The organism is Cyanobium sp. FACHB-13342, assembly GCF_014697415.1.
GTDB lineage: Bacteria > Cyanobacteriota > Cyanobacteriia > PCC-6307 > Cyanobiaceae > Cyanobium_A.
This window is the reverse complement of record NZ_JACJRT010000008.1, coordinates 339083-357463: the sequence shown is the minus strand read 5'-3', so window position 1 is coordinate 357463 and position 18381 is coordinate 339083. Positions and strand designations below refer to the sequence as shown.

The 18381-nt window shown below is 66.9% G+C and carries 26 protein-coding genes; 13 read left to right on the top strand and 13 right to left on the bottom strand.

The features are described from left to right. Positions 1 to 270, bottom strand: coding sequence for a 30S ribosomal protein S15 (gene rpsO / locus H6G16_RS07315; RefSeq protein ID WP_094559543.1), 270 nt, complete (start codon positions 268 to 270; stop codon positions 1 to 3). Between the two features lie 91 nt (positions 271 to 361). After that, positions 362 to 1009: a Holliday junction branch migration protein RuvA gene (gene ruvA / locus H6G16_RS07310; RefSeq protein WP_190389613.1), complete on the bottom strand. Its 648-nt coding sequence runs from the start codon at positions 1007 to 1009 to the stop codon at positions 362 to 364. A gap of 33 nt (positions 1010 to 1042) precedes the next feature. Between ruvA and H6G16_RS07305 the strand changes: the two genes are divergently transcribed. Further along, complete coding sequence (locus H6G16_RS07305) at positions 1043 to 1525, top strand: hypothetical protein (protein WP_242036286.1); 483 nt, start codon at positions 1043 to 1045, stop codon at positions 1523 to 1525. A gap of 7 nt (positions 1526 to 1532) precedes the next feature. Here H6G16_RS07305 and H6G16_RS07300 read toward each other — a convergent pair whose 3' ends face one another. Beyond that, a complete protein-coding gene (locus H6G16_RS07300) occupies positions 1533 to 1775 on the bottom strand; it encodes a hypothetical protein (protein WP_190389612.1) in 243 nt (80 codons plus the stop codon). Positions 1776 to 1862: 87 nt separating this feature from the next. Here H6G16_RS07300 and H6G16_RS07295 point away from each other — a divergent pair, with 87 nt between their 5' ends. Beyond that, positions 1863 to 2306, top strand: coding sequence for a hypothetical protein (locus H6G16_RS07295; RefSeq protein WP_190389611.1), 444 nt, complete (start codon positions 1863 to 1865; stop codon positions 2304 to 2306). Here H6G16_RS07295 and H6G16_RS07290 read toward each other — a convergent pair. Then, positions 2281 to 3105, bottom strand: a complete 825-nt coding sequence (locus tag H6G16_RS07290) for a DMT family transporter (protein ID WP_190389777.1) — start codon at positions 3103 to 3105, stop codon at positions 2281 to 2283. The two genes, H6G16_RS07295 and H6G16_RS07290, sit on opposite strands and share 26 nt — an antisense overlap. Positions 3106 to 3176: 71 nt before the next feature. Here H6G16_RS07290 and dnaG point away from each other — a divergent pair, with 71 nt between their 5' ends. Further along, positions 3177 to 5255, top strand: coding sequence for a DNA primase (gene dnaG, locus H6G16_RS07285; protein WP_190389610.1), 2079 nt, complete (start codon positions 3177 to 3179; stop codon positions 5253 to 5255). Between the two features lie 78 nt (positions 5256 to 5333). Next, positions 5334 to 5618: a hypothetical protein gene (locus H6G16_RS07280; protein ID WP_190389609.1), complete on the top strand. Its 285-nt coding sequence runs from the start codon at positions 5334 to 5336 to the stop codon at positions 5616 to 5618. 36 nt (positions 5619 to 5654) lie between these two features. On the opposite strand, the gene H6G16_RS07275 is transcribed toward H6G16_RS07280, so the two are convergent. Further along, positions 5655 to 6287 carry an isoprenylcysteine carboxylmethyltransferase family protein gene (locus tag H6G16_RS07275; RefSeq protein WP_190389608.1) on the bottom strand — a complete coding sequence of 211 codons (633 nt, stop codon included), beginning with the start codon at positions 6285 to 6287 and terminating at the stop codon, positions 5655 to 5657. Between the two features lie 86 nt (positions 6288 to 6373). On the opposite strand from H6G16_RS07275, the gene H6G16_RS07270 reads away from it, so the two are divergent. Then, positions 6374 to 6634: a hypothetical protein gene (locus tag H6G16_RS07270; protein WP_190389607.1), complete on the top strand. Its 261-nt coding sequence runs from the start codon at positions 6374 to 6376 to the stop codon at positions 6632 to 6634. 34 nt (positions 6635 to 6668) lie between these two features. Here the strand turns inward: H6G16_RS07270 and H6G16_RS07265 are convergent, their stop codons facing one another. From H6G16_RS07265 to H6G16_RS07230, 8 genes are all read right to left on the bottom strand, one after another. Next, on the bottom strand, positions 6669 to 7973 hold the full coding sequence (locus H6G16_RS07265) for a Y-family DNA polymerase (protein ID WP_190389606.1): 1305 nt from the start codon (positions 7971 to 7973) through the stop codon (positions 6669 to 6671). A 7-nt stretch (positions 7974 to 7980) separates the two neighbouring features. Then, a complete protein-coding gene (locus H6G16_RS07260) occupies positions 7981 to 8367 on the bottom strand; it encodes a S24 family peptidase (protein ID WP_242036242.1) in 387 nt (128 codons plus the stop codon). Between the two features lie 64 nt (positions 8368 to 8431). Continuing rightward, positions 8432 to 8692, bottom strand: coding sequence for a hypothetical protein (locus tag H6G16_RS07255; protein ID WP_190389605.1), 261 nt, complete (start codon positions 8690 to 8692; stop codon positions 8432 to 8434). Beyond that, on the bottom strand, positions 8689 to 9066 hold the full coding sequence (locus H6G16_RS07250; protein ID WP_190389604.1) for a hypothetical protein: 378 nt from the start codon (positions 9064 to 9066) through the stop codon (positions 8689 to 8691). Before H6G16_RS07250 ends, H6G16_RS07255 begins: the two co-directional genes overlap by 4 nt. Positions 9067 to 9120: 54 nt before the next feature. Then, complete coding sequence (gene gap / locus H6G16_RS07245; RefSeq protein ID WP_190389603.1) at positions 9121 to 10122, bottom strand: type I glyceraldehyde-3-phosphate dehydrogenase; 1002 nt, start codon at positions 10120 to 10122, stop codon at positions 9121 to 9123. Between the two features lie 57 nt (positions 10123 to 10179). Beyond that, positions 10180 to 10839 (bottom strand): TMEM165/GDT1 family protein, encoded by a 660-nt coding sequence (locus H6G16_RS07240; RefSeq protein ID WP_190389602.1) that lies wholly within the window; start codon positions 10837 to 10839, stop codon positions 10180 to 10182. 61 nt (positions 10840 to 10900) lie between these two features. Beyond that, the gene (locus tag H6G16_RS07235) at positions 10901 to 11314 is read right to left on the bottom strand and encodes a hypothetical protein (protein WP_190389601.1); all 414 of its coding nucleotides are present in this window, start codon (positions 11312 to 11314) and stop codon (positions 10901 to 10903) included. Between the two features lie 11 nt (positions 11315 to 11325). Next, positions 11326 to 11844, bottom strand: coding sequence for a pentapeptide repeat-containing protein (locus tag H6G16_RS07230; protein ID WP_190389600.1), 519 nt, complete (start codon positions 11842 to 11844; stop codon positions 11326 to 11328). A 93-nt stretch (positions 11845 to 11937) separates the two neighbouring features. Here H6G16_RS07230 and H6G16_RS07225 point away from each other — a divergent pair, with 93 nt between their 5' ends. From H6G16_RS07225 to H6G16_RS07190, 8 genes are all read left to right on the top strand, one after another. Next, complete coding sequence (locus H6G16_RS07225; protein WP_190389599.1) at positions 11938 to 12303, top strand: YraN family protein; 366 nt, start codon at positions 11938 to 11940, stop codon at positions 12301 to 12303. An 86-nt stretch (positions 12304 to 12389) separates the two neighbouring features. Then, positions 12390 to 13235 carry a 16S rRNA (adenine(1518)-N(6)/adenine(1519)-N(6))-dimethyltransferase RsmA gene (gene rsmA / locus H6G16_RS07220; protein WP_190389598.1) on the top strand — a complete coding sequence of 282 codons (846 nt, stop codon included), beginning with the start codon at positions 12390 to 12392 and terminating at the stop codon, positions 13233 to 13235. Then, positions 13228 to 14163, top strand: a complete 936-nt coding sequence (gene ispE, locus H6G16_RS07215) for a 4-(cytidine 5'-diphospho)-2-C-methyl-D-erythritol kinase (protein WP_190389597.1) — start codon at positions 13228 to 13230, stop codon at positions 14161 to 14163. Before rsmA ends, ispE begins: the two co-directional genes overlap by 8 nt. After that, positions 14160 to 14510 carry a DUF3082 domain-containing protein gene (locus H6G16_RS07210; protein WP_190389596.1) on the top strand — a complete coding sequence of 117 codons (351 nt, stop codon included), beginning with the start codon at positions 14160 to 14162 and terminating at the stop codon, positions 14508 to 14510. Before ispE ends, H6G16_RS07210 begins: the two co-directional genes overlap by 4 nt. Before the next feature lie 153 nt (positions 14511 to 14663). Then, complete coding sequence (locus H6G16_RS07205) at positions 14664 to 15647, top strand: pyruvate dehydrogenase complex E1 component subunit beta (protein ID WP_190389595.1); 984 nt, start codon at positions 14664 to 14666, stop codon at positions 15645 to 15647. A gap of 1 nt (position 15648) precedes the next feature. Then, a complete protein-coding gene (secD, locus tag H6G16_RS07200; protein WP_190389594.1) occupies positions 15649 to 17157 on the top strand; it encodes a protein translocase subunit SecD in 1509 nt (502 codons plus the stop codon). 1 nt (position 17158) lies between these two features. Further along, positions 17159 to 18148 carry a protein translocase subunit SecF gene (gene secF / locus H6G16_RS07195; RefSeq protein ID WP_242036241.1) on the top strand — a complete coding sequence of 330 codons (990 nt, stop codon included), beginning with the start codon at positions 17159 to 17161 and terminating at the stop codon, positions 18146 to 18148. Between the two features lie 52 nt (positions 18149 to 18200). Continuing rightward, positions 18201 to 18377, top strand: coding sequence for a hypothetical protein (locus tag H6G16_RS07190; protein WP_190389593.1), 177 nt, complete (start codon positions 18201 to 18203; stop codon positions 18375 to 18377). The last annotated feature ends 4 nt before the right edge of the window (positions 18378 to 18381 follow it).

Genomic DNA, 18381 nt, shown 5'->3' with positions numbered 1-18381 from the left:
TCAGCCGCGGATGCCGAGCTTGGCGATCAGGGCGCTGTAGCGCTCCTTGCTGATGCCGTTGAGGTAGCCGAGCAGGCGCTTGCGGCGACCGATCATCTTCAGCAGACCCTGCCGGGAGGAGAAGTCGTGCTTGTTTTTCTGGAGATGGCCCGTCAGCTGGCTGATCCGCTCACTGAGCATGGCCACCTGCACTTCCACGGAACCGGTGTCGGTGCCATGGGTCTGGTGACCGTTGATCAGTTCCTGCTTTTTGGTGGTGGTGAGCGGCATGGGCTGGGGAGTGAAGCGCAGGCTGGGCCCGGGCTGGGGACCTACGGTGCAAGGGACCACCATACCGCCCAGTGGTCAGGCCCCGATCGGATCAGGCGACCTCGCGGGACAGCCAGCGCAGGCATTCCCGGATCCAGTCTTCCGCTGGGGCCCCGGCCGCCAAGCTTCCCACCGCCACGGCCCGCAGGGCCCGGTGGATTTCCAGGGCTTCGTAGCCCAGGGCCGCCAAGGTGAGGTGCACCTCATCGCGGCCTGAGGCCGGCAGCAGGGAGAGGTCCGCGAGGGGATCTGAGTCCTCCCGATCCTCCAACTGACCCAGAAACCGCTGTTGCAGCCGCGTGCGCAATTCCACGGCGAGTCGCTCGGCGGTGCGCTTGCCCACCCCGGGTGCCTGGCAAAGGCGGCGCAGGTCGGCCTGCACAATCGCCTGCACCAATTCGCCAGGGTCCATCGCACCGAGCAGGCCCAGGCCCATCTGGGGGCCCACGCCTGTGACGGCCACCAGTTCGCGGAACAGATCGCGCTCGTGGCGTTCGCCAAACCCGAAGAGCAGCCAGGCGTCGTCGCGGATGGTGTGGTGGATGTGCAGGCTCAGCGCACTGCCCTCCCCAGGCAGTTGCTGCCATTGCCGCTGGGTCACCTGCACGTCGTAGCCCACCCCCTGGCAGACCAGCATCAGGCCGAAGCGTTTGTCCTGCTGCCAGGGGTGGGTGAGTTGCCCTTGCAGCCAGCCGATCATGGGAGCAGTGAAAGGTTCCCCATCGTGCCCGCCCTGCCTAGCGATGCCCAGCCCAAATTGCCCTCAACCTGGACGTCCGGCTGGTGGCGCCGGCTGTTGAGCTGGCTGTTGCCCCTGGTGGTGGTGTTGCCGTTCGCGCTGGTGGGCTGCAGTGGCGTCGGTCAGCCGCCCCGCTCGGTGCTCCTGCAGGCGCTTGAGCTGCAGATCCAGCTCACCCAGGGGGCCATTGCCGACGCCCTGGCCCTCGAGTCCGGCGGGATCCCCGAGGTGAGCCGGGTGCGAGTGTCCCAGCAGGAGTCGGTCCGCATCGGCGAGGCGAAGGGACTCCGGGTGGAAGGTCAGTTCGACTGGCGTCTCGCCGGCGATCGGATTCGGGTTGATAGCCCCTTCGAGCTCTACCTCGAGCGGGGGGAACGGCGCCAAAGTTGGCGCCTGGCCCGCCCCCGTGGAGACGCGGGCACCGCCAGCCCTGGGGTGCAGGCCTGGATCACGGATCCCTTGCCCCTCAAGGGCTGAACTTGGCTCAGGGGGACGGTGGTGCCCCCCATTGCACCTCGCAGCTGTACAACGTGATGCCATCCACCAGGGTTTCGGTGCAGTTGCTGGAGGTGATCACCTCTCCGGGCAGCATGCCCACCGTGGCACTGCGGATCGCTTCCGCCTGGCTCACGTTGGACTGCCCGATGGCGCCGCCTGCCCGGCATGGCAGGGCGAGGAGTCCTGACATCGCCGCCACCAGCGCGGGCAGCAGAACGGCATGGCGCATGGGATCGCTCCAGAACGGTCGCTGCTTGCGTTCTAGGCCGGATGCCCACTGCTGGCCAGGCTGGCGGTGAACCGCAAGACTCAGGGCATGGAGACCAGCCCGCCGCCTTGGATGCCCGACAACGTGGCCCGCACCTATCCGGGCTGGGTGCAGCGCAAGGCCGTCACCCTGTGCAAACGCGATCAGAAACGCGGTGGCAGCGGCAACGTGCAGCAGTACCGGCTCGCCATTCACGAGGCCGTGGTGGCCTCAGGCGGCCTCGATCACTGGACCGGGGAACAACTCGACTGGCATTTGATCGGCACCTACGACAACCGGGAGGCGGCGGAGGGCAAGGGTGAGCACAAGAAGCAGTACGCCCTGCTGCCCACGATTGACCACCACTCCAACCGCCCTGAACCCAACTTCGTGATCTGTGCCTGGCGGACCAACGACGCCAAGCACGACATGACCCCAGAGGAGCTGGTGGCGTTTTGCCGCCGGGTGGTCGCCCATGCCGACACGCTCAACGCACCGGCTGACGATGACTGAGGCTCACCAGGGTGGCGGCCAACACCAGCGCCGCGCCGGCGATTGTGGCGCCATCGATGGTCTCGCCGAATAACAGCCAGCCCCAGCCCCCTGCGAACACCACCTGCACGTAGCTGATTGCCGTGGCCCTGGCCGCCGGCAGGGCGGTGAGGCTGCGGGTGAGGTACACCTGGCCCAGTTGGGTGAACACCCCCACCCCAATCAGCCAGGCCACCTCCCCAGGGGTCGGCAGCACCGGATCGAGCGCCACCAGCGGCAGGCTCAAGGGCAGGGCCACGAGCGGGAAATAGAACACGATCACGAGCGGATGCTCGCTCTGCCCCAGGGAGCGCACACTCACGTAGGCCAGGGCCGTGAACAGGGCCCCCGCCACGGCGATGAGCACCGGCTGCCAGGCCAGGGCCAGGTCGCTACCGGGTTGGGCCACCAGCAGCACCCCGGCCCAACCGAGGGCCATGGCGGCCAGCACCCGCTTGCCGATGCGTTCTCCCAGCATCAACCAGGCCAGCAGGGCGGTGAACGGGGGGTAGAGGTACTGCAGCACCGTGGCGGAGGCCAGGGGCAGGGCTGCCAGGGCCGCATACACGCACAGCAGGGCGGCCGTGCCGATCACGCCGCGCCACACCAGCAGTCCGCGCCGCTGCCCCCAGGGCGGCACCCCGGCGCGGTGCAGCAGCCACCAGCTCAGGCCCACGCTCACGATCGCCCGGGCCAGCACCACCTCGGCAGCGGGAATTCGCCCGCCCACCTGTTTCACGCACACCCCCATCAGGGAGAAACTCAGGGCGCTGGCCACCATCCCCAGCACGGCACGCCGGCCCCCGTCAGAATCGGGCGTCGCTTCAGTGCCCACCACAGCCCCCCTGTCCCTTGAGCCTGCCCCGTCTCCACCCCCGCACGATCGAGGCCGTCAAGGAGCGGGCCGACATCGTCGATGTGGTGGGCGAGCACGTGGTGCTCAAGAAGAAGGGTCGGGAGTACGTCGGCATCTGTCCCTTCCACGACGACACGTCACCGTCGATGACGGTGTCCCCGGCCAAGCAGTTCTACTACTGCTTCTCCTGCGGAGCGGGAGGCAATGCCATCAAGTTTCTGATGGAGCACCAGCGCCAGAGCTTCAGCGATGTGGTGCTGGAGCTGGCGCGCAAGTACCAGCTGCCGATCGAAACCCTCGACGGTCCCCAGCAGGAACGGCTGCGCAAGCAGCTCTCCCGCCGTGAACAGCTACACCGGGTTCTCACCCTGGCGGCGGGGTGGTTTCGCAGCCAACTCCGCACCTCGGAGGGAGCGGCTGCCCTGGCCTATCTGCGTGAGAGCCGTGGCCTGAGCGAGGCCACCCTCGAAGCCTTTGAGCTCGGCTTTGCCCCCGATCGCTGGGATGGCCTGCTCGCCCACCTGCAGCAGGTTGAAGGCTTGGCTCCGGAGCTGTTGGAGGCCGCCGGTCTGGTTGTGCCCCGCAAGGGTGGGGACGGCTTCTACGACCGGTTCCGTGGTCGTGTGATGGTGCCCATCAAGGACCGCCAGGGCCGGGTCATCGGCTTTGGCGGTCGCAGTCTTGACGGCGCTGAACCCAAATATCTCAACTCGCCGGAAACGGAGGTGTTTGAGAAGGGCAAACACCTCTTTGGGCTCGACAAGGCCAGCCCGGCCATCCGCAAGGACGACCGGGCGGTGGTGGTGGAGGGCTATTTCGACGTGATCGCCCTCCATGCCGCTGGCATCACCAATGCGGTGGCGGCCCTGGGCACGGCCCTCAGCAGCCAGCAGATCACCCAGCTGTGCCGCTGCTGCGAGAGCCGGCGGCTGATTCTCAACTTCGACAGCGATGGCGCCGGGGTGCGCGCCGCCCAGCGCGCCATCGGCGAGGTGGAGCAACTGGCCCTGCAGGGCCAGTTGGAGCTGCGGGTGCTTCACCTGCCAGCTGGCAAAGATCCCGACGAGTTCCTCCAGCAGCACGGCGCCGGCGAGTACCGCTCCCTGCTCGATCAGGCCCCCCTCTGGCTGGATTGGCAGATGGAGCAGGTCCTCGAGGGGCGCGATCTGGCCCGTGCCGACCAATTCCAGCAGGCGGTGACAGCCCTGGTTGCCCTGCTCGGCAAGTTGCCCCAGAGCGCCGTGCGCAGCCACTACCTCCAGCGGGTGGCCGAGCGGCTGAGCGGCGGCCAGGCGCGGCTGGCGATCCAGCTCGAAGACGACCTGCGCCAGCAGGTGAAGGGTCAGCGCTGGCATGGGCGCTCCCAGAAGTGGGAGCAGCCGGGCGAGGCGGGCTTGCGGGAACGGGCTGAGGCTGAGCTGCTGCGGCTCTATCTCCATTGCCCCACCCATCGCCCCGCGATCCGGGTGGAGCTGCGCCAGCGGGAGCTCGACGACTTCGCCCTGCAGCACCATCGCCTGCTCTGGGCAGCCATCAGTTCCCTGGAGGAGGACAACCTGGGCGTCGGTCGGCTGGAGGCGATCAACCGGGGCAGTGACCCTGGCCTCGAGCTGGCGGATCTCGACCTGCCCCGGCTGCTGGCCGACCTGCTGGTGGTGGAGCAGAGCGCCCTGCTCGGCCGGCTCACCCCCCTGCTGGAGCCGAGTGAACTGCAGCGGATGAGCCTCAGCCAGCCCCTGCTCCAGTTGCGCGGTGCCACGGCTGCCCTGGAACGGCAGAAGAGCGTCAAGCGTTGCCGACACCTGCTGGATGCCTGGGGCAGCCAACGGCTTGAAACCCTGGAGCGCTGCATCGCCCGGCTGCTGGATGAGGAACGCCAGGAGGCCCGAGCTTCCGCCTCAGGCCTGGCTCCGGTGAGCGATATGGAAGCGCGGATCGAGGCCCTCTTCGCCGAGCTCAACGGCGATGCCCTGCGCTTCCAGGAGCTCTATTACAACGAGCGCAAGCATCTGGAGCACCTCGATTCCCAGCGCCGCGCCGGCTACGGGGAGGTGATGGCCCAACCTGCCGCCTGAGCGCAGCCTCCGCTTCCCATTCCAGCCTGTTGTCCTCTCACCCGGTTTGATTCGATGCCCTGGCCGTCTGTTCTCCGCATGGGTGGTGCCGTCCCTGGCCTGGCCCTGCTCTGCCTGATGGCTCCCCCGGCTGGTCAGGCCCAGGGATGTTCCTGTGGCTGTGCCCAGCCCACCGTCGGCCAGATGGGCCCCGATGGGGCCTGCCTGTGTCCGTGTGAGGCCGTGCCGATTCCCGGCATCAACGCCGAAACCCTCTCCGGCCCCCCCAAGCCGCCCCTGGCTGGGGGACCACCCCCCACCTGGACCGTGGAGCCTGCCTTTGATGACGGTTTCGGCGGTCCCTTCTGGGATGACTGGTGGTGAGTGACGGGTGCTGGTGAGCGGTGTGCGACGGTGCACTCACCAGAGCTGCAGCAGGTGGGGGAGCCACCCCACGTTGCGGAATCCCTCCACCAGCTCGATGATCGCGGCAATCCACACAAACCAGATGTCGCTGAGGATGTGGCGGCGGAACAGGCGCGGGTTGCTGCTCCAGCTCGCTGGTTCGCTGTAGAGCCGAGGCTGGGGCCAGAAGCGCGGCACCCGCTGCTGGTAGGCGCGATAGGCATCACCGAACAGCTCTTCGAGGCGCCGTTCCTCCCGGCCCATGATCCCGGGGTAGTACAGCCCAAAGATCAGCAGAAACAGCACCGGGTAGGTGAGGGTTTCCGTGGTCAGTCCCACCCCCACCAGCCCGATGCAACTGAAGACATACAGGGGATTGCGGCTGATCGAGTAGGGACCTTCGGTCACCAGCTGGCCGTCCTTGCGGCCGGAGATGAAGAACGAGCACCAGATCCGCCCCGCTGCGCCGATGGCCGCCAGGGCCAATCCTGCGCTGTAGAGGAAGGTGGCCACGTCCTCGTGGTGCTGTTCCCAGCGGCTCTGGGTGAGGGCCACCACCACGAACACCAGCACGGCCACCACTTTGGACAGTCCGGTGCGCTGCCGTTCCCACCAGGTTTTGCCCGTTGCAGGGGAGTTGTTGCCCATGGGAGAACCGGATTCCCTTGTTTCTACTCCCCCCTGCTGGAGAGCTGGATACGCTGCTTCCAGCTGGTTTGCCCCCGTTCCGCTCCATGGTGTTTTTCGAGGCGTTCTGGCACGGTGAGGCCATCGGCGATGGTGGCGATCTCGAGGAAGCCCTGGCGTCCTATCGCGCCGTGCAATCCGGGCATTCCGATGAGCTCTGCTGGAGCGAGGCCTGTGCCGAACCGGCGGCCCAGCCCCATCTGCGGCGCTATGCCTCCTTTGAGGCCTACCTCGACAATGCCGACGAACTGGAAACCATTCCGGTGACCGCCGCCATGATCGAGGCCGCCCTGCAGGAACTTGCCTGAATCCGCGGTTGGGGTCCGTTCACCCTGCAGGCGTTCAGGCTTGCACCAGCGGGATGGCGTCCAGCTGGGTGGTGGCCGACCGGGACAGGCGTGAGCGCCGCATCCGCCAGGGAGTGTGCAGCCCGGCAGCGGCCCATTGCACGGTGCCGCTGCCATAGCGCCGGTTGAGGGCATCGATGGCGGCCATCAGGGCCTCACGACGGTGTTGCTGCTCCTCGGGTAGGGGCAGCAGCAGGTGGTGCTGCAGGGTCGTGGTGCTCTGCAGGGCCTGCAGCAGCACGCCGGCCTTCTGCAGGGGCTTGTGGGGGCGGAACAGCTGCGTCACCAGGGGCAGGGCTGCCGCCAGCAACACGGCCGTGTCGTTGCTGGCCAGGGGCAGGGTCACGGTGGCGCTGTTGCTGTAGAAGCTGGTGCCGTTGAAGGGGCTGCTGCGCACAAACACCGTGATGGCGCCGGCCCGTTGCCGTTGTCGCCGCAATTTCTCTGCCGCCCGGCTCAGGTAGGTGGCGATCGCCTCTTTCAGCGCGCCCTGGGTGGTGATGGGCTGGCTGAAGCTGCGGCTGACGCAGGTTTCCCGCTTCGCAGCCGGCACCAGTTCGAGCGGCAGACAGGCATGGCCGCGTAACTCCTGCTGCAGGCGCACGCCCACCACGCCGCAGCGCCGCCGCAGTTCTCCGGTGGGCATGTCCCGCAGGGCGCGGGCATGGCTGATGCCCCGCAGCCGGCACCAGCGGGAGAGCTGGCGGCCGATGCCCCAGACCTCTTCGACGGCGATGGCTTCGAGGTAGGGATCGGGGTCGGGGATGCTGCCGATGTCGAAGACGCCGTTGCGTCCCGGGGTCGTCTTGGCAACTCGGTTGGCGAGCTTGGCCAGCACCTTGCTTGGACCGATGCCCACGGCCACCGGCAGCCCGAGCTGGCACAGCACGTGGTGCCGTAGCTGCTGGCCCCAGTCGCTCAGGTCGCCGTTGCCGGCCGGCCGCCCCAATCGGCCAAAGGCCTCATCGATCGAGTAGATCTCCAGCGCTTCCACCCAGGGTTCCAGGGTGGCCATCAGCCGTTGGCTCATGTCGGCGTAGAGGGTGTAGTTGGAGCTGCGCACCACCACGCCCTGGCGCTCCAGATCCCGTCGCACCTGGAAGTAGGGCTGTCCCATGCGAATGCCGAGGGCTCGCGCCTCGGCGCTGCGCGACACGATGCAGCCGTCGTTGTTGGAGAGCACCACCAGCGGTCGGCCCAGTACGGCCGGATCCATCACCGCCTCACAGGAGGCGTAGAAGTTGTTGCCGTCGATCAGCACGATGGCGGGGTGGCGGCTGGCCAACGGGCAGGGCCCCATGGCTTGCTCAGCGATGGGGCGGGTTGGCTGCCAGGGCGCGGATCACGTGGAGCGCCACTCCCCAGAGCTGATGGTCGTCGGAGTCGGTGAGCTCGAGGGGGGGGTAGGCCGGATGGGCGGCTTCCAGCCGCAGCCGCCCCCGGTGCCGAACCAGCCGCTTGAGGGTGAAGCCCCCGTCGAGGTAGGCGACGACGATCTGGCCGACACGGGGTTCCAGTCCCCGATCGACGATCAGCAGGTCGCCGTGATGGATGCCGGCGCCCCCCATCGACTCACCGCTCACCCGCAGCAAAAAGGTGCTGGCACGGCAGCGGATCAGCTGCTCTTCAAGGCTGGTGGCTGTTGGCTCGAGGGGGTTGGGCTTGAGGAAGTTGGCACGCGGGCGTGGAGCCAAGGGTGGACCGCAGACCCTTCAACGCTAGTTCAGATGTACTGGTCTTGGAGGGGTGATGGGGCCTTTAGCTCTGGGAGTCGCCTGAGTCGGATGGATCCGAGGCACGGGCGTGCGGATCGGGGCTGGTGAAGCGGCGGTAGAGCCACAAGCCACCACCGCCCCAGGCCAGGGTCCACAGCACAAAGGTGGTGAGCGTGCCGATCTGGCCGGTTTCCAGGGAATACACACCCGCCTGGATCAACCCCGCGTCGATCAGGGATCCGCCAATGCCCCAGCCCAGCACCCAGCTGAGCAGAAAGCCGATCGCCTGGAGATTGCCGGTCATGGGGGCGAGATTAGGTGCTGGTTGAACCGGTGGATGAACTGCGCCAGGGGCATGGGTCCGCAGCGGCGTTGCCAGCCCAGGCCTTGCGGATAGCGGCGCCAGCAGCACAGGCGGTTGCCGCGCCGATGGAGGGAGATGAGGTAGCGGTAGGTGGCGTCGCTGGTGGTTGGCGGGGCATCTGCAGCGGGCAGCGGCCGTAGCGGTTCAAACACGGCGGCGAGCTCCCACCAGCTGCGGGGCGGCTGCCCACTCGCTCGCAGCGGCGCGCCGAGCAGGCTGGCGAGGTGTTGGGGAAAGCCGGCATCGGGGAGCCACCAGTGGCCCTGACGGGCCTGCTGGGTGTCGAGCAGGGAAATCACGGCGCCACGGGCCATGGACTGGGAAGGGAGGTGCCCTTCACCAGTGCCCGGCCTGTCTCAGGGGGGTGCTCAGTCGACCGTGGCCATGTGGCGCATCAGGTCGATGCACTTGCAGCTGTAGCCCCACTCGTTGTCGTACCAGGCCACCAGCTTCACGAAGGTGTCGGTGAGGGCGATGCCGGCGTTGGCATCGAACACGGAGGTGCAGCTCTCGCCGAGGAAATCCGTGCTCACCACCTCGTCTTCGGTGTAGCCGAGGATGCCGGCCATGGGCCCTTCCGAAGCGGCCTTCATGGCGGCCTTGATCTGGTCGTAGCTGGCGGGCCTGGCCAGGTTCACGGTGAGGTCCACCACCGACACATCGGGGGTGGGCACGCGGAAGGCCATGCCGGTGAGCTTGCCGTTGAGCTCGGGGATCACGCGGCCCACGGCCTTGGCGGCGCCGGTGGAGCTGGGGATGATGTTCTGGGCCGCACCACGGCCGCCGCGCCAGTCCTTCACCGAGGGGCTGTCGACGGTTTTCTGGGTGGCGGTGGTGGCATGCACCGTCGTCATCAGACCGTTGACGATGCCGAAGTTGTCGTTCAACACCTTGGCGACGGGCGCCAGGCAGTTGGTGGTGCAGCTGGCGTTCGACACGATGTCCTGGCCGGCGTAGCTGTGGTGGTTCACCCCCATCACGAACATCGGTGTGGCGTCCTGGGAGGGCGCGCTCATCACCACCCGCCGGGCACCGGCGTTGATGTGGGCGCGGGCCTTCTCATCGGTGAGAAAGAAGCCGGTGCTCTCGAGCACGGTGTCGGCGCCGATGGCCCCCCAGTTGAGGTTGTTGGGATCGCGCTCAGCGCTGATGCGGATCGCTTTGCCGTTCACCACCAGCTGGCCGTTCTCCACCCGCACCTCACCCTGGAAGCGGCCGTGGGTGGAGTCGTAGCGGAGCATGTAGGCGAGGTACTCCACGTCGATCAGGTCGTTGATGCCCACGACCTCCACGTCCGCCTGGCTGACGGCCCGGCGGAAGGCCAGCCGGCCGATGCGGCCGAAGCCGTTGATGCCGATGCGGATGGTCATGGCGGCGCTCCTGAAACCCTGGATCGAAACACTGGGCCACACCTTACGGGCTGCGCTTCAACCCAGGGCCTGCTGCAGGGCTGCCAGTCCGAACACCAGAAAAAGACCGCCACTGAGGCGATACAAGAGCCGCTCATTGACCCGCTGGCCGATCCACTTGCCGGCGCCCACCGCCAACCAGGTGACCAGGGCGTGACCGAGCAAGGTGCCCGTCAGCAGTCCGGCAAAGCTGAACACCTGGGCTGGTGCGGTGGCCATGAAGATCGTGGTGAATTGGGTTCGGTCCCCCAGTTCCGCCACGAACACCAGGGCGAAGGCCTCCCAGACCACGGCCCAGGCGGTGGTGAGGGGCTTGCTGGATTCCGCTGCATTGATGGCCTCCTGGGCCTCCTCGGCTTCCTCTTCGGCCGCGTCCGCGGCCATGCCCTGGGCATCGATCAGCAACTTGAGGCCAAAACCCAGAAACAGCGCTGCGGCCAGCCAGGGCACCACGGTCTGGGGCAGCAATTCCCGCAGGCCGTAGCCCAGGGCCAGGGAGATCAGCGTGACCGCCGTGAGCGCAGCAAACGCGCCCAGGAACACCCAGCGGGCCCGGTGGCGTACCGCCAGGATCAACGCCATGAAAAAGGTTTTATCGCCCAGCTCCGCCAGGGTGATGGCGGTGAGGCTGGAGCCGAAGGCGGCCAGGCTGGGGTCGCTGGAGAGGGGAACGGGCATGGCTTATGCCGTCCTCAGCGGCGGTTCAGAAGCCGTGACAGGGCACACGTCCACGGCGAACTCAGGCATCCTGTTCATCTTCCAGCAGCAGTTGCTGGAATGCGGTGTAGAGATCGCCGTGCTCAGCGGCGGTTCGAGCATCCGCACGGCCAGCGGTGTTGGCTCCAGAGGGTCTGTTCCTGCCCTTGGAAGGGGGCGGGGAGAGGGTGGCGCGTGATGCTTGCGGGGCCAGCTCCTGGCGGCGTTGCTCCAGCTGACGCAACCGATCCATCAAGTGAGGCGGCACCGTGCCATCGGGACTGACCTGCATCAAGGCGCGAAACAGGGCCTCAGGGTTCTCCTCCTGTTCCACGCGATGACGTTTGTCGGTGGCCTTCGTTTCCGCCCGCTGGGGTGGTGGCGGCGTGGGCAGAGGTTGGGGGAGGCGGCGACCGAGGGCCTCAAGGCGTTCGCGGCTGCGGGCGTCGAAGCTCATGGCGGGTCGGCTCAGCTGCAGCCCAGGGTGGAACGGGTGTCACGGCCCGTGACGGGGTTCGTGCCACTGGCCACGCCGCAGAGGGTTTTGAGGGCGTCAGCCCGCAGGGGCACATTGGTGAAGTCGGCGCCCTCGATCACCACGTTGGTGAACTTGGTGTTGAAGGCAAAGGCGTCTTCCATCACCGCATTGGTGAGGTTGGTGCCATCGAAGATCGCGGAATCCAGCGTGGCCTCCCGCAGATTGGTGTTGCTGAGATCGGCGTCTTGGAGCTTGGCGCCAAACAGGCTCGCCCCCTGCAGATCGGAGCCGGCGAAGCTGGCGTCCCGCAGGTTGGTGAGGTTGAAGGTGGCACCCCGCAGATCCTGATCGTGGAAATCGGCACCGATCAGCACCTGCTTGGCCACATCCATGGCGGCCCCGGCTGGGGCGATGGGTCCAAACCAACTGAGGGCTAGAGCCAGCAGGGCCCCTGACACCAGACGGACCAGACGGCGGGGGACCCACCCGGGAGGGGACGGCGCGAGCATGGCGACAGGGAAGCTGGAGGCAGCCTAGGGAAGCCGTTCGCTTCGGTTCGGGCGGGCTTGGTGGGAAGCCTGAACCACCCCGGACTGGTCCCGATGCCGCGCACCACCGCCCGCCGCCAGGGGGATTGGGCCGAGCAGCGGGTGCTGCGGCTGCTGCGGGCCAGGGGGTGGCGAATGCTGTCCCATCAATGGGGATGTCGCTGGGGCGAACTCGATCTGGTGCTGGAAAAGTCCGGCCGGCTACTGCTGGTGGAGGTGAAGGGCCGCCGCCGCCGGGGGCCCGATGGCTGGGGGATTGCCAGCCTGCGACGCCAGAAGCGACGAAGGCTGGAGCAGGCCTGGAGCTGCTGGCTCGCCGCCCATCCCAGCTGGGCCGAGAGTCCCGTGGAGCTCGTGTGTGCCCTGGTTCCCCTGGCGCCGACGGCCGGCCCCGTGCGCTGGATTCGGCCCCAAGGCTGAGGTCCACGGGGGATGGCGCGGGGTTAGGGGCCGGGCTGGTGGCCCTGGAAGGAAACAGGCAAGGTGGAGGCACTGAGAGGGCATCCATGAGTTTTGCTGCCCACCGCGCACGAAAGCGCTTCGGCCAGCACTGGTTGGTGGATCAAACGGTGCTGGGCCAGATCGTCACGGCGGCCGAGCTGGAGGGGAGCGACCGGGTGTTGGAGGTCGGCCCGGGGCGCGGGGCCCTCACCGAGCGGCTCTTGGCCTCGCCTGCGGCGGCAGTCCTGGCGGTGGAGCTGGACCGGGATCTGGTGGAGGGTCTGCAGGGTCGCTTTGGCGATCAACCGCGCTTCAGCCTCACCTCCGGCGATGTGCTGGCGGTGGAGCTGCCAGGGGCCAACAAGGTGGTCGCCAATATCCCGTACAACATCACCGGCCCCCTGCTGGAACGCTTAGTGGGCCGGCTGGATCGGCCCGCAGCCCAGCCCTACCAGCGACTGGTGCTGCTGGTGCAGCGGGAGGTGGGCGAACGCATCCGCTGCCAGCCCGGTAGCAGCGCCTACTCAGCCCTGAGCGTGCGGATGCAATTGCTGGCCGACTGCCGCTCGGTGTGCCCGGTTCCCCCCCGTTGCTTCCAACCGCCGCCGAAGGTTCACTCCGAGGTGATCGTGCTCGATCCGCTGCCGGCGCCGCGGCAGCTCGACCCCCAGCTGGCTCGCACGGTGGAGCAGCTGTTGAAGCGCTGTTTTGCCGCCCGGCGCAAGATGTTGCGCAACACCCTGGCCGGGTTGCTGCCGGAGGCGGAGCTGGCTCCCCTCACCGAGGCTGCGGGTGTTGGTCTGCAGCAGCGGCCCCAGGACATCGCCCCCGAGGCGTGGGTGGCCTTGGCCAAGGGTTTGAATCAGGCGATGCGTGCAACGGACCCGGTTCCCACTCCCGCCCATGGCTGATCTGTGTGTGCGGGCCCCCGCCAAAATCAACCTGCATCTGGAGGTGCTGGGCCTGCGTCCCGACGGCTTCCATGAGCTGGCGATGGTGATGCAGTCCATCGATCTGGCCGACACCCTGAGGATGCGCCCCACGGCGGATGGGCAGATCAGCCTGCGCTGTGACCGCAGCGACCTGCCCACGGACGGCAGCAACCTGATCGTGCGGGCCGGCGAGCTGCTGCGCACCCGTTCGGGGTTTTCCGAGCTGGGGGCGGAGATCGGGCTGGAGAAACGCATTCCGATCGGCGCCGGCTTGGCTGGGGGGTCGAGCAATGGGGCGGCCGCCCTGGTGGGGCTCAATGCCCTGTGGGGCTTGGGATTCACCGCCGAAGCCCTGCAGGCCATGGCGGCGGAGCTCGGTTCCGACATGCCGTTCTGCCTCGACGGTGGCACCCAGCTGTGTTTCGGTCGTGGGGAGCGGCTGGAGCCGTTGGTGCCCGAACAGCCCCTCAACCTGGCGGTGCTGTTGATCAAGCACCCCGAGGTCAGCGTGAGCACGCCCTGGGCCTATGGGCGCTGCAAGGCGATGCGGGGTGACTTTTACCTGGAGGGGGAGCCCGACTTCGCGCAACGCCGGCAGGCGTTGCGCGAGGGTCCGTTGCTGCAGGCCCTGCTCCAGGGTGCGGCCCTGCCCCCGCTCCGCAACGATCTCCAGGCCGTGGTGGAACCGGAGGTGGGCAGCGTGCGGCAGGGCCTGGCACTCCTGCGCCAGGCGGACCGTCCCCTGGCGGTGGCGATGAGTGGATCGGGTCCGAGCCTGTTCGCCCTGTTTGCCCACCGCGCCGAGGCGGAAGCGGCCCACGCCGGCCTGGCGGCCCAACTGGAGGCGGCTGGCTTTGAAGCCTGGTGTTGTGGCTTCAGTCCCCAGGGTGTCAGCCTGGACCCGTGACCGACTCCGACCCCACCCCCAGCCCTGCCCTGGAGAGCCCTGCCGCCACCAGGCCCCGAAAGGGTCCGCTCAGCTTTCTGTCCGGATCCCTCACCGCCGGTCTGCTGGCCTGGCTCGCCCTGGGCCTGAGCCAGCGGCTGGTGGCTTACTACGCCCTGCATCCACCCAGCTATGGCTCGGCGATTGCCCAGAGCATTGCCACGGCCCTCAAGACCCTGATCGTGGGCATGGCCTTCCTGGCCACCTTCAGCTTTGCCTTCATCGCCCTGGGCTTGGGCTTGGTGTTTGTGCAAAGCCTGGTGTCCGGCTCCGGATCAGCCCCGGCCGAGGCCGACAAAACCGCCTAGCTTCCCATCACTGGCATCGGACCATGACTCCCCACGACCTGGGTCTGCTGGTGACGCTTCTGCTCCCCGGCATGCTGCTCTCGGTGCTGCTGCTCTCCACCTTCGCTGCTGGCGGCTGAGATAGGTTGGCCCCCATACGGTGCAAGCCCAGACGTGGCAGAGACCCTGCTGTTCAACGCCCTTCGTGAAGCCATCGACGAAGAGATGGCCCGCGATCCCCACGTCTGCGTGATGGGCGAGGACGTCGGCCAGTACGGCGGCTCCTACAAGGTCACCAAGGACCTCTATGAGAAATACGGCGAGCTGCGGGTGCTGGACACCCCGATCGCCGAGAACGCCTTCACCGGCATGGCGGTGGGTGCTGCGATGACGGGCCTGCGGCCGATCGTGGAGGGCATGAACATGGGCTTTCTGCTGCTCGCCTTCAACCAGATCTCCAACAACATGGGGATGCTGCGCTACACGAGCGGCGGCAATTTCACCATTCCCACCGTGGTCCGCGGCCCCGGTGGCGTAGGCCGTCAGCTCGGGGCCGAGCACAGCCAGCGCCTGGAGGCCTACTTCCACGCCGTGCCGGGCATCAAGATCGTGGCGGTGAGCACCCCCACCAACGCCAAGGGCCTGATGAAGGCCGCCATCCGCGACAACAATCCCGTGCTCTTTTTCGAGCACGTGTTGCTCTACAACCTCTCCGAGGAGATCCCCTCGGGCGACTACACCTGTGCCCTCGATCAGGCGGATTTGGTCAAGGAGGGCAACGACGTCACGATCCTCACCTACTCGCGCATGCGTCACCACTGCCTCAAGGCCGTGGATCAGCTGGAGAAGGATGGGGTGAGTGTGGAGTTGATTGACCTGATCAGCCTCAAACCCTTCGATATGGAGACGATCGCCCGCTCGATCCGCAAGACCCATCGGGTGATCGTGGTGGAGGAATGCATGAAGACGGGCGGCATCGGTGCTGAGCTGATCGCCCTGATCACCGAGCAGTGCTTTGACGACCTCGACGCCCGGCCGATTCGCCTCTCGTCCCAGGACATTCCCACCCCGTACAACGGCGCCCTGGAAAACCTGACGATCATCCAACCCCACCAGATCGTCGACACCGCCAAGCAACTCCTCGCCGGTCAACTCTGAGATGGCCCGCCAACAGGGGTGGTTTGCCCTGATTCTTGCTCTGGCCATCGCTGCGGGAGCCCTGCTCGCCTCGTTCCCGCTCCAGCTGGGTCTGGACCTGCGGGGCGGCAGCCAACTCACCCTGCAGGTTCTGCCGGCCGGGGCGGTCAAGTCGGTTCAGAAGGAACAACTCGATGCGGTGAAGGAGGTGCTCGATCGCCGGATCAACGGCTTGGGCGTGGCCGAATCCACGCTGCAGACCGTGGGCGACGATCAGCTGGTGCTGCAGTTGCCCGGGGAGCAGGATCCCTCCCGGGCCGCCGCCGTGCTCGGCACCACCGCCCTGCTGGAGTTCCGGGCGCAGAAGCCTGGTACGGAACAGCAGATGCAGGGCTTGCTCCGCCTCAAACGTCAGGCCCAGGCCGTTCTCAACCAGAAGAAGCCCAAGACCACCCAAGCCGATCTCTCAAGCCAGCCGGAGCCGGAACAGCCCCAGGTGACCCTCAAGGCCGAGGAGCTCGCGGCCTCCCTGGCCTCCCTGGGGATCCAGGTGCCGCCCGGGAGCAGTGAAGCCGACCAACTCGACCTGCTGCTCCAGGCTGTCAACACCCGCATTGTGGAGCTCTACGAACCGGCGGAGCTCACCGGCAAAGACCTCACCACCGCGGGGCGTCAGCAGCAGCAGACCGGAACCGGCTGGGATGTGACGCTGTCCTTCAACCGGGAGGGGGGTGTCAAATTCGCCCAGCTCACCCAGGCAATCGCCGGAAGCGATCGCCTGCTCGGCATCGTTCTGGATGGCCGTTCGATCAGCGAGGCCAGCGTGGGCCCTGAATTCAAGGCGGCTGGCATCAGCGGCGGCTCGGCCAGCATCACCGGCAATTTCAGCGCCGAGGAGGCCCGTGATCTGGAGGTGCAGCTGCGGGGGGGCTCCCTGCCGCTGCCCGTCAAGATCGTGGAGGTGCGCACCGTGGGACCGTCCCTGGGTGCGGACAACATCCGCACCAGCCTGGCGGCGGCCCTGAGCGGCCTCTTCCTTGTGGCCGTTTTCATGCTTGTGGTCTACCGGTTGGCCGGGGTGGTTGCGGTTCTGGCCCTTTCCCTCTACGGCCTGTTCAATCTCGCTGCCTACGCGCTGATCCCCGTCACCCTGACCCTGCCGGGAATCGCCGGGTTCATTCTTTCCCTCGGGATGGCGGTGGACGCCAATGTGCTGATCTTTGAGCGGATCAAGGAGGAGCTGCGCTCCGGGAACACCCTGATCCGCTCGATCGATACCGGCTTTTCCCTGGCATTCTCCTCGATCCTGGATGGCCAGGTGACAACCCTGATCAGTTGTGTCGCCCTGTTTGCTCTTGGTACGGGATTCGTTAAGGGATTTGCGGTGACCCTCGGCATCGGCGTGCTGCTGAGCCTCTTCAGTGCACTCACCTGCACCCGAACCCTGCTGCGGGTGCTGATGAGTTATCCAGCCCTGCGACAGATTTCCTATTTCATCCCCCTGTCCCAGCGTTCTGAAGGCATCGCTTGATATGGCCAATCCTTCCGTGATGGATCAGTCCACCAATGGGCGAACAGGCCTTCTCGCCTTTCGGGTGAACCGCCATCGGCGCCAACTGTGGCTGCTGTCCAGCGTGGCCATCGTGCTGAGTCTCCTGGGTATGGCCATCAGTTGGTTGTCCCCATCGATCCGCGCACCGTTGCGTCCAGGTCTCGATTTCACCGGTGGAACCCAGATCCAGATCGAGCGTCGCTGTGAACCGGCCTGTGCCGACCTCAAGCTGGGCAGCCTTGAAGCAGCGCTGCGAACCCTCAAGTTGCCAAGCGCCCAGGGCGAGGCCGCGCCCGCCCTGGCGGCCGCCGCCGTTCAGTTGCTCGATGGCGGCCGCTCCGTGGTGATGCGGCTGCCCAGCCTCAGCCCTGACCAGGCCGAGCTCGTGTTGAACACCATCGGCCCTGTGGTGGGAGAGACGGTGCCCGGTGACCTCTCTGTCGACACCATTGGGCCAACCCTGGGGGCCCAGTTGCTGAAGGCCAGCCTGTTGTCCCTTTTGGTGAGTTTTGTTGGAATCTCCCTCTACATCACCTTTCGCTATGACCGTGTCTATGCGCTGTTGGCGTTGCTGTGTCTAGCCCATGATGTGCTGATTACCTGTGGCCTTTTTGCCTGGTTGGGCCTGGTGTTCGGCGTGGAAGTGAACAGCCTGTTTGCCGTTGCCCTGCTCACCATCGCTGGCTATTCGGTGAATGACACGGTGGTGATCTTTGACAGAATCCGTGAGAAGCGCAACGAGCTCAAGGAGCTCCCCTTGGCGGATCAGGCAGATGAGGCCGTGATCAGCACCCTCACCCGTTCCGTCTACACGTCGCTCACCACCCTTCTGCCTCTGATTGCCCTGATTTTCTTCGGGGGCAGCACCCTGTTCTGGTTTGCCATAGCCCTGAGTTTCGGCATCGTGATCGGTGGCTGGTCGAGCATCGCCGTGGCACCAACCCTGTTGCCGGTACTCTCCCGTCGCTGAAACGTCCCCCAACGCTGGCCCCCGCAGGCGACGCAGCCGCAGCTGGTTTGCCGTGCCGTTGTTGTTGGGTCTCCTGGCCCTGCTGGATCTGCGGGTGGAGTTGCAATTGCTTGGGGACCACTTCACCCTGGCGGCCCTGGCGGCGGCGGTGCGCAGCCATCCACTGGCTGTAGCGGTTCTGCTGCTGTTGCCCTCCCTGGTGCAGCACTACCGCAGGCGGCCTGAATGAGGCC

What these genes read in the sequence shown, in the direction of transcription:
- rpsO (WP_094559543.1), bottom strand. Translation starts at nt 270, where the DNA reads ATGCCGCTCACCACCACCAAAAAGCAGGAACTGATCAACGGTCACCAG.
- ruvA (WP_190389613.1), bottom strand. Translation starts at nt 1,009, where the DNA reads ATGATCGGCTGGCTGCAAGGGCAACTCACCCACCCCTGGCAGCAGGAC.
- H6G16_RS07300 (WP_190389612.1), bottom strand. Translation starts at nt 1,775, where the DNA reads ATGCGCCATGCCGTTCTGCTGCCCGCGCTGGTGGCGGCGATGTCAGGA.
- H6G16_RS07295 (WP_190389611.1), top strand. Translation starts at nt 1,863, where the DNA reads ATGGAGACCAGCCCGCCGCCTTGGATGCCCGACAACGTGGCCCGCACC.
- H6G16_RS07290 (WP_190389777.1), bottom strand. Translation starts at nt 3,105, where the DNA reads ATGGTGGCCAGCGCCCTGAGTTTCTCCCTGATGGGGGTGTGCGTGAAA.
- H6G16_RS07280 (WP_190389609.1), top strand. Translation starts at nt 5,334, where the DNA reads ATGGGTGGTGCCGTCCCTGGCCTGGCCCTGCTCTGCCTGATGGCTCCC.
- H6G16_RS07275 (WP_190389608.1), bottom strand. Translation starts at nt 6,287, where the DNA reads ATGGGCAACAACTCCCCTGCAACGGGCAAAACCTGGTGGGAACGGCAG.
- H6G16_RS07270 (WP_190389607.1), top strand. Translation starts at nt 6,374, where the DNA reads ATGGTGTTTTTCGAGGCGTTCTGGCACGGTGAGGCCATCGGCGATGGT.
- H6G16_RS07265 (WP_190389606.1), bottom strand. Translation starts at nt 7,973, where the DNA reads ATGGGGCCCTGCCCGTTGGCCAGCCGCCACCCCGCCATCGTGCTGATC.
- H6G16_RS07255 (WP_190389605.1), bottom strand. Translation starts at nt 8,692, where the DNA reads ATGACCGGCAATCTCCAGGCGATCGGCTTTCTGCTCAGCTGGGTGCTG.
- H6G16_RS07250 (WP_190389604.1), bottom strand. Translation starts at nt 9,066, where the DNA reads ATGGCCCGTGGCGCCGTGATTTCCCTGCTCGACACCCAGCAGGCCCGT.
- gap (WP_190389603.1), bottom strand. Translation starts at nt 10,122, where the DNA reads ATGACCATCCGCATCGGCATCAACGGCTTCGGCCGCATCGGCCGGCTG.
- H6G16_RS07240 (WP_190389602.1), bottom strand. Translation starts at nt 10,839, where the DNA reads ATGCCCGTTCCCCTCTCCAGCGACCCCAGCCTGGCCGCCTTCGGCTCC.
- H6G16_RS07235 (WP_190389601.1), bottom strand. Translation starts at nt 11,314, where the DNA reads ATGAGCTTCGACGCCCGCAGCCGCGAACGCCTTGAGGCCCTCGGTCGC.
- H6G16_RS07230 (WP_190389600.1), bottom strand. Translation starts at nt 11,844, where the DNA reads ATGCTCGCGCCGTCCCCTCCCGGGTGGGTCCCCCGCCGTCTGGTCCGT.
- H6G16_RS07225 (WP_190389599.1), top strand. Translation starts at nt 11,938, where the DNA reads ATGCCGCGCACCACCGCCCGCCGCCAGGGGGATTGGGCCGAGCAGCGG.
- rsmA (WP_190389598.1), top strand. Translation starts at nt 12,390, where the DNA reads ATGAGTTTTGCTGCCCACCGCGCACGAAAGCGCTTCGGCCAGCACTGG.
- ispE (WP_190389597.1), top strand. Translation starts at nt 13,228, where the DNA reads ATGGCTGATCTGTGTGTGCGGGCCCCCGCCAAAATCAACCTGCATCTG.
- secD (WP_190389594.1), top strand. Translation starts at nt 15,649, where the DNA reads ATGGCCCGCCAACAGGGGTGGTTTGCCCTGATTCTTGCTCTGGCCATC.
- secF (WP_242036241.1), top strand. Translation starts at nt 17,159, where the DNA reads ATGGCCAATCCTTCCGTGATGGATCAGTCCACCAATGGGCGAACAGGC.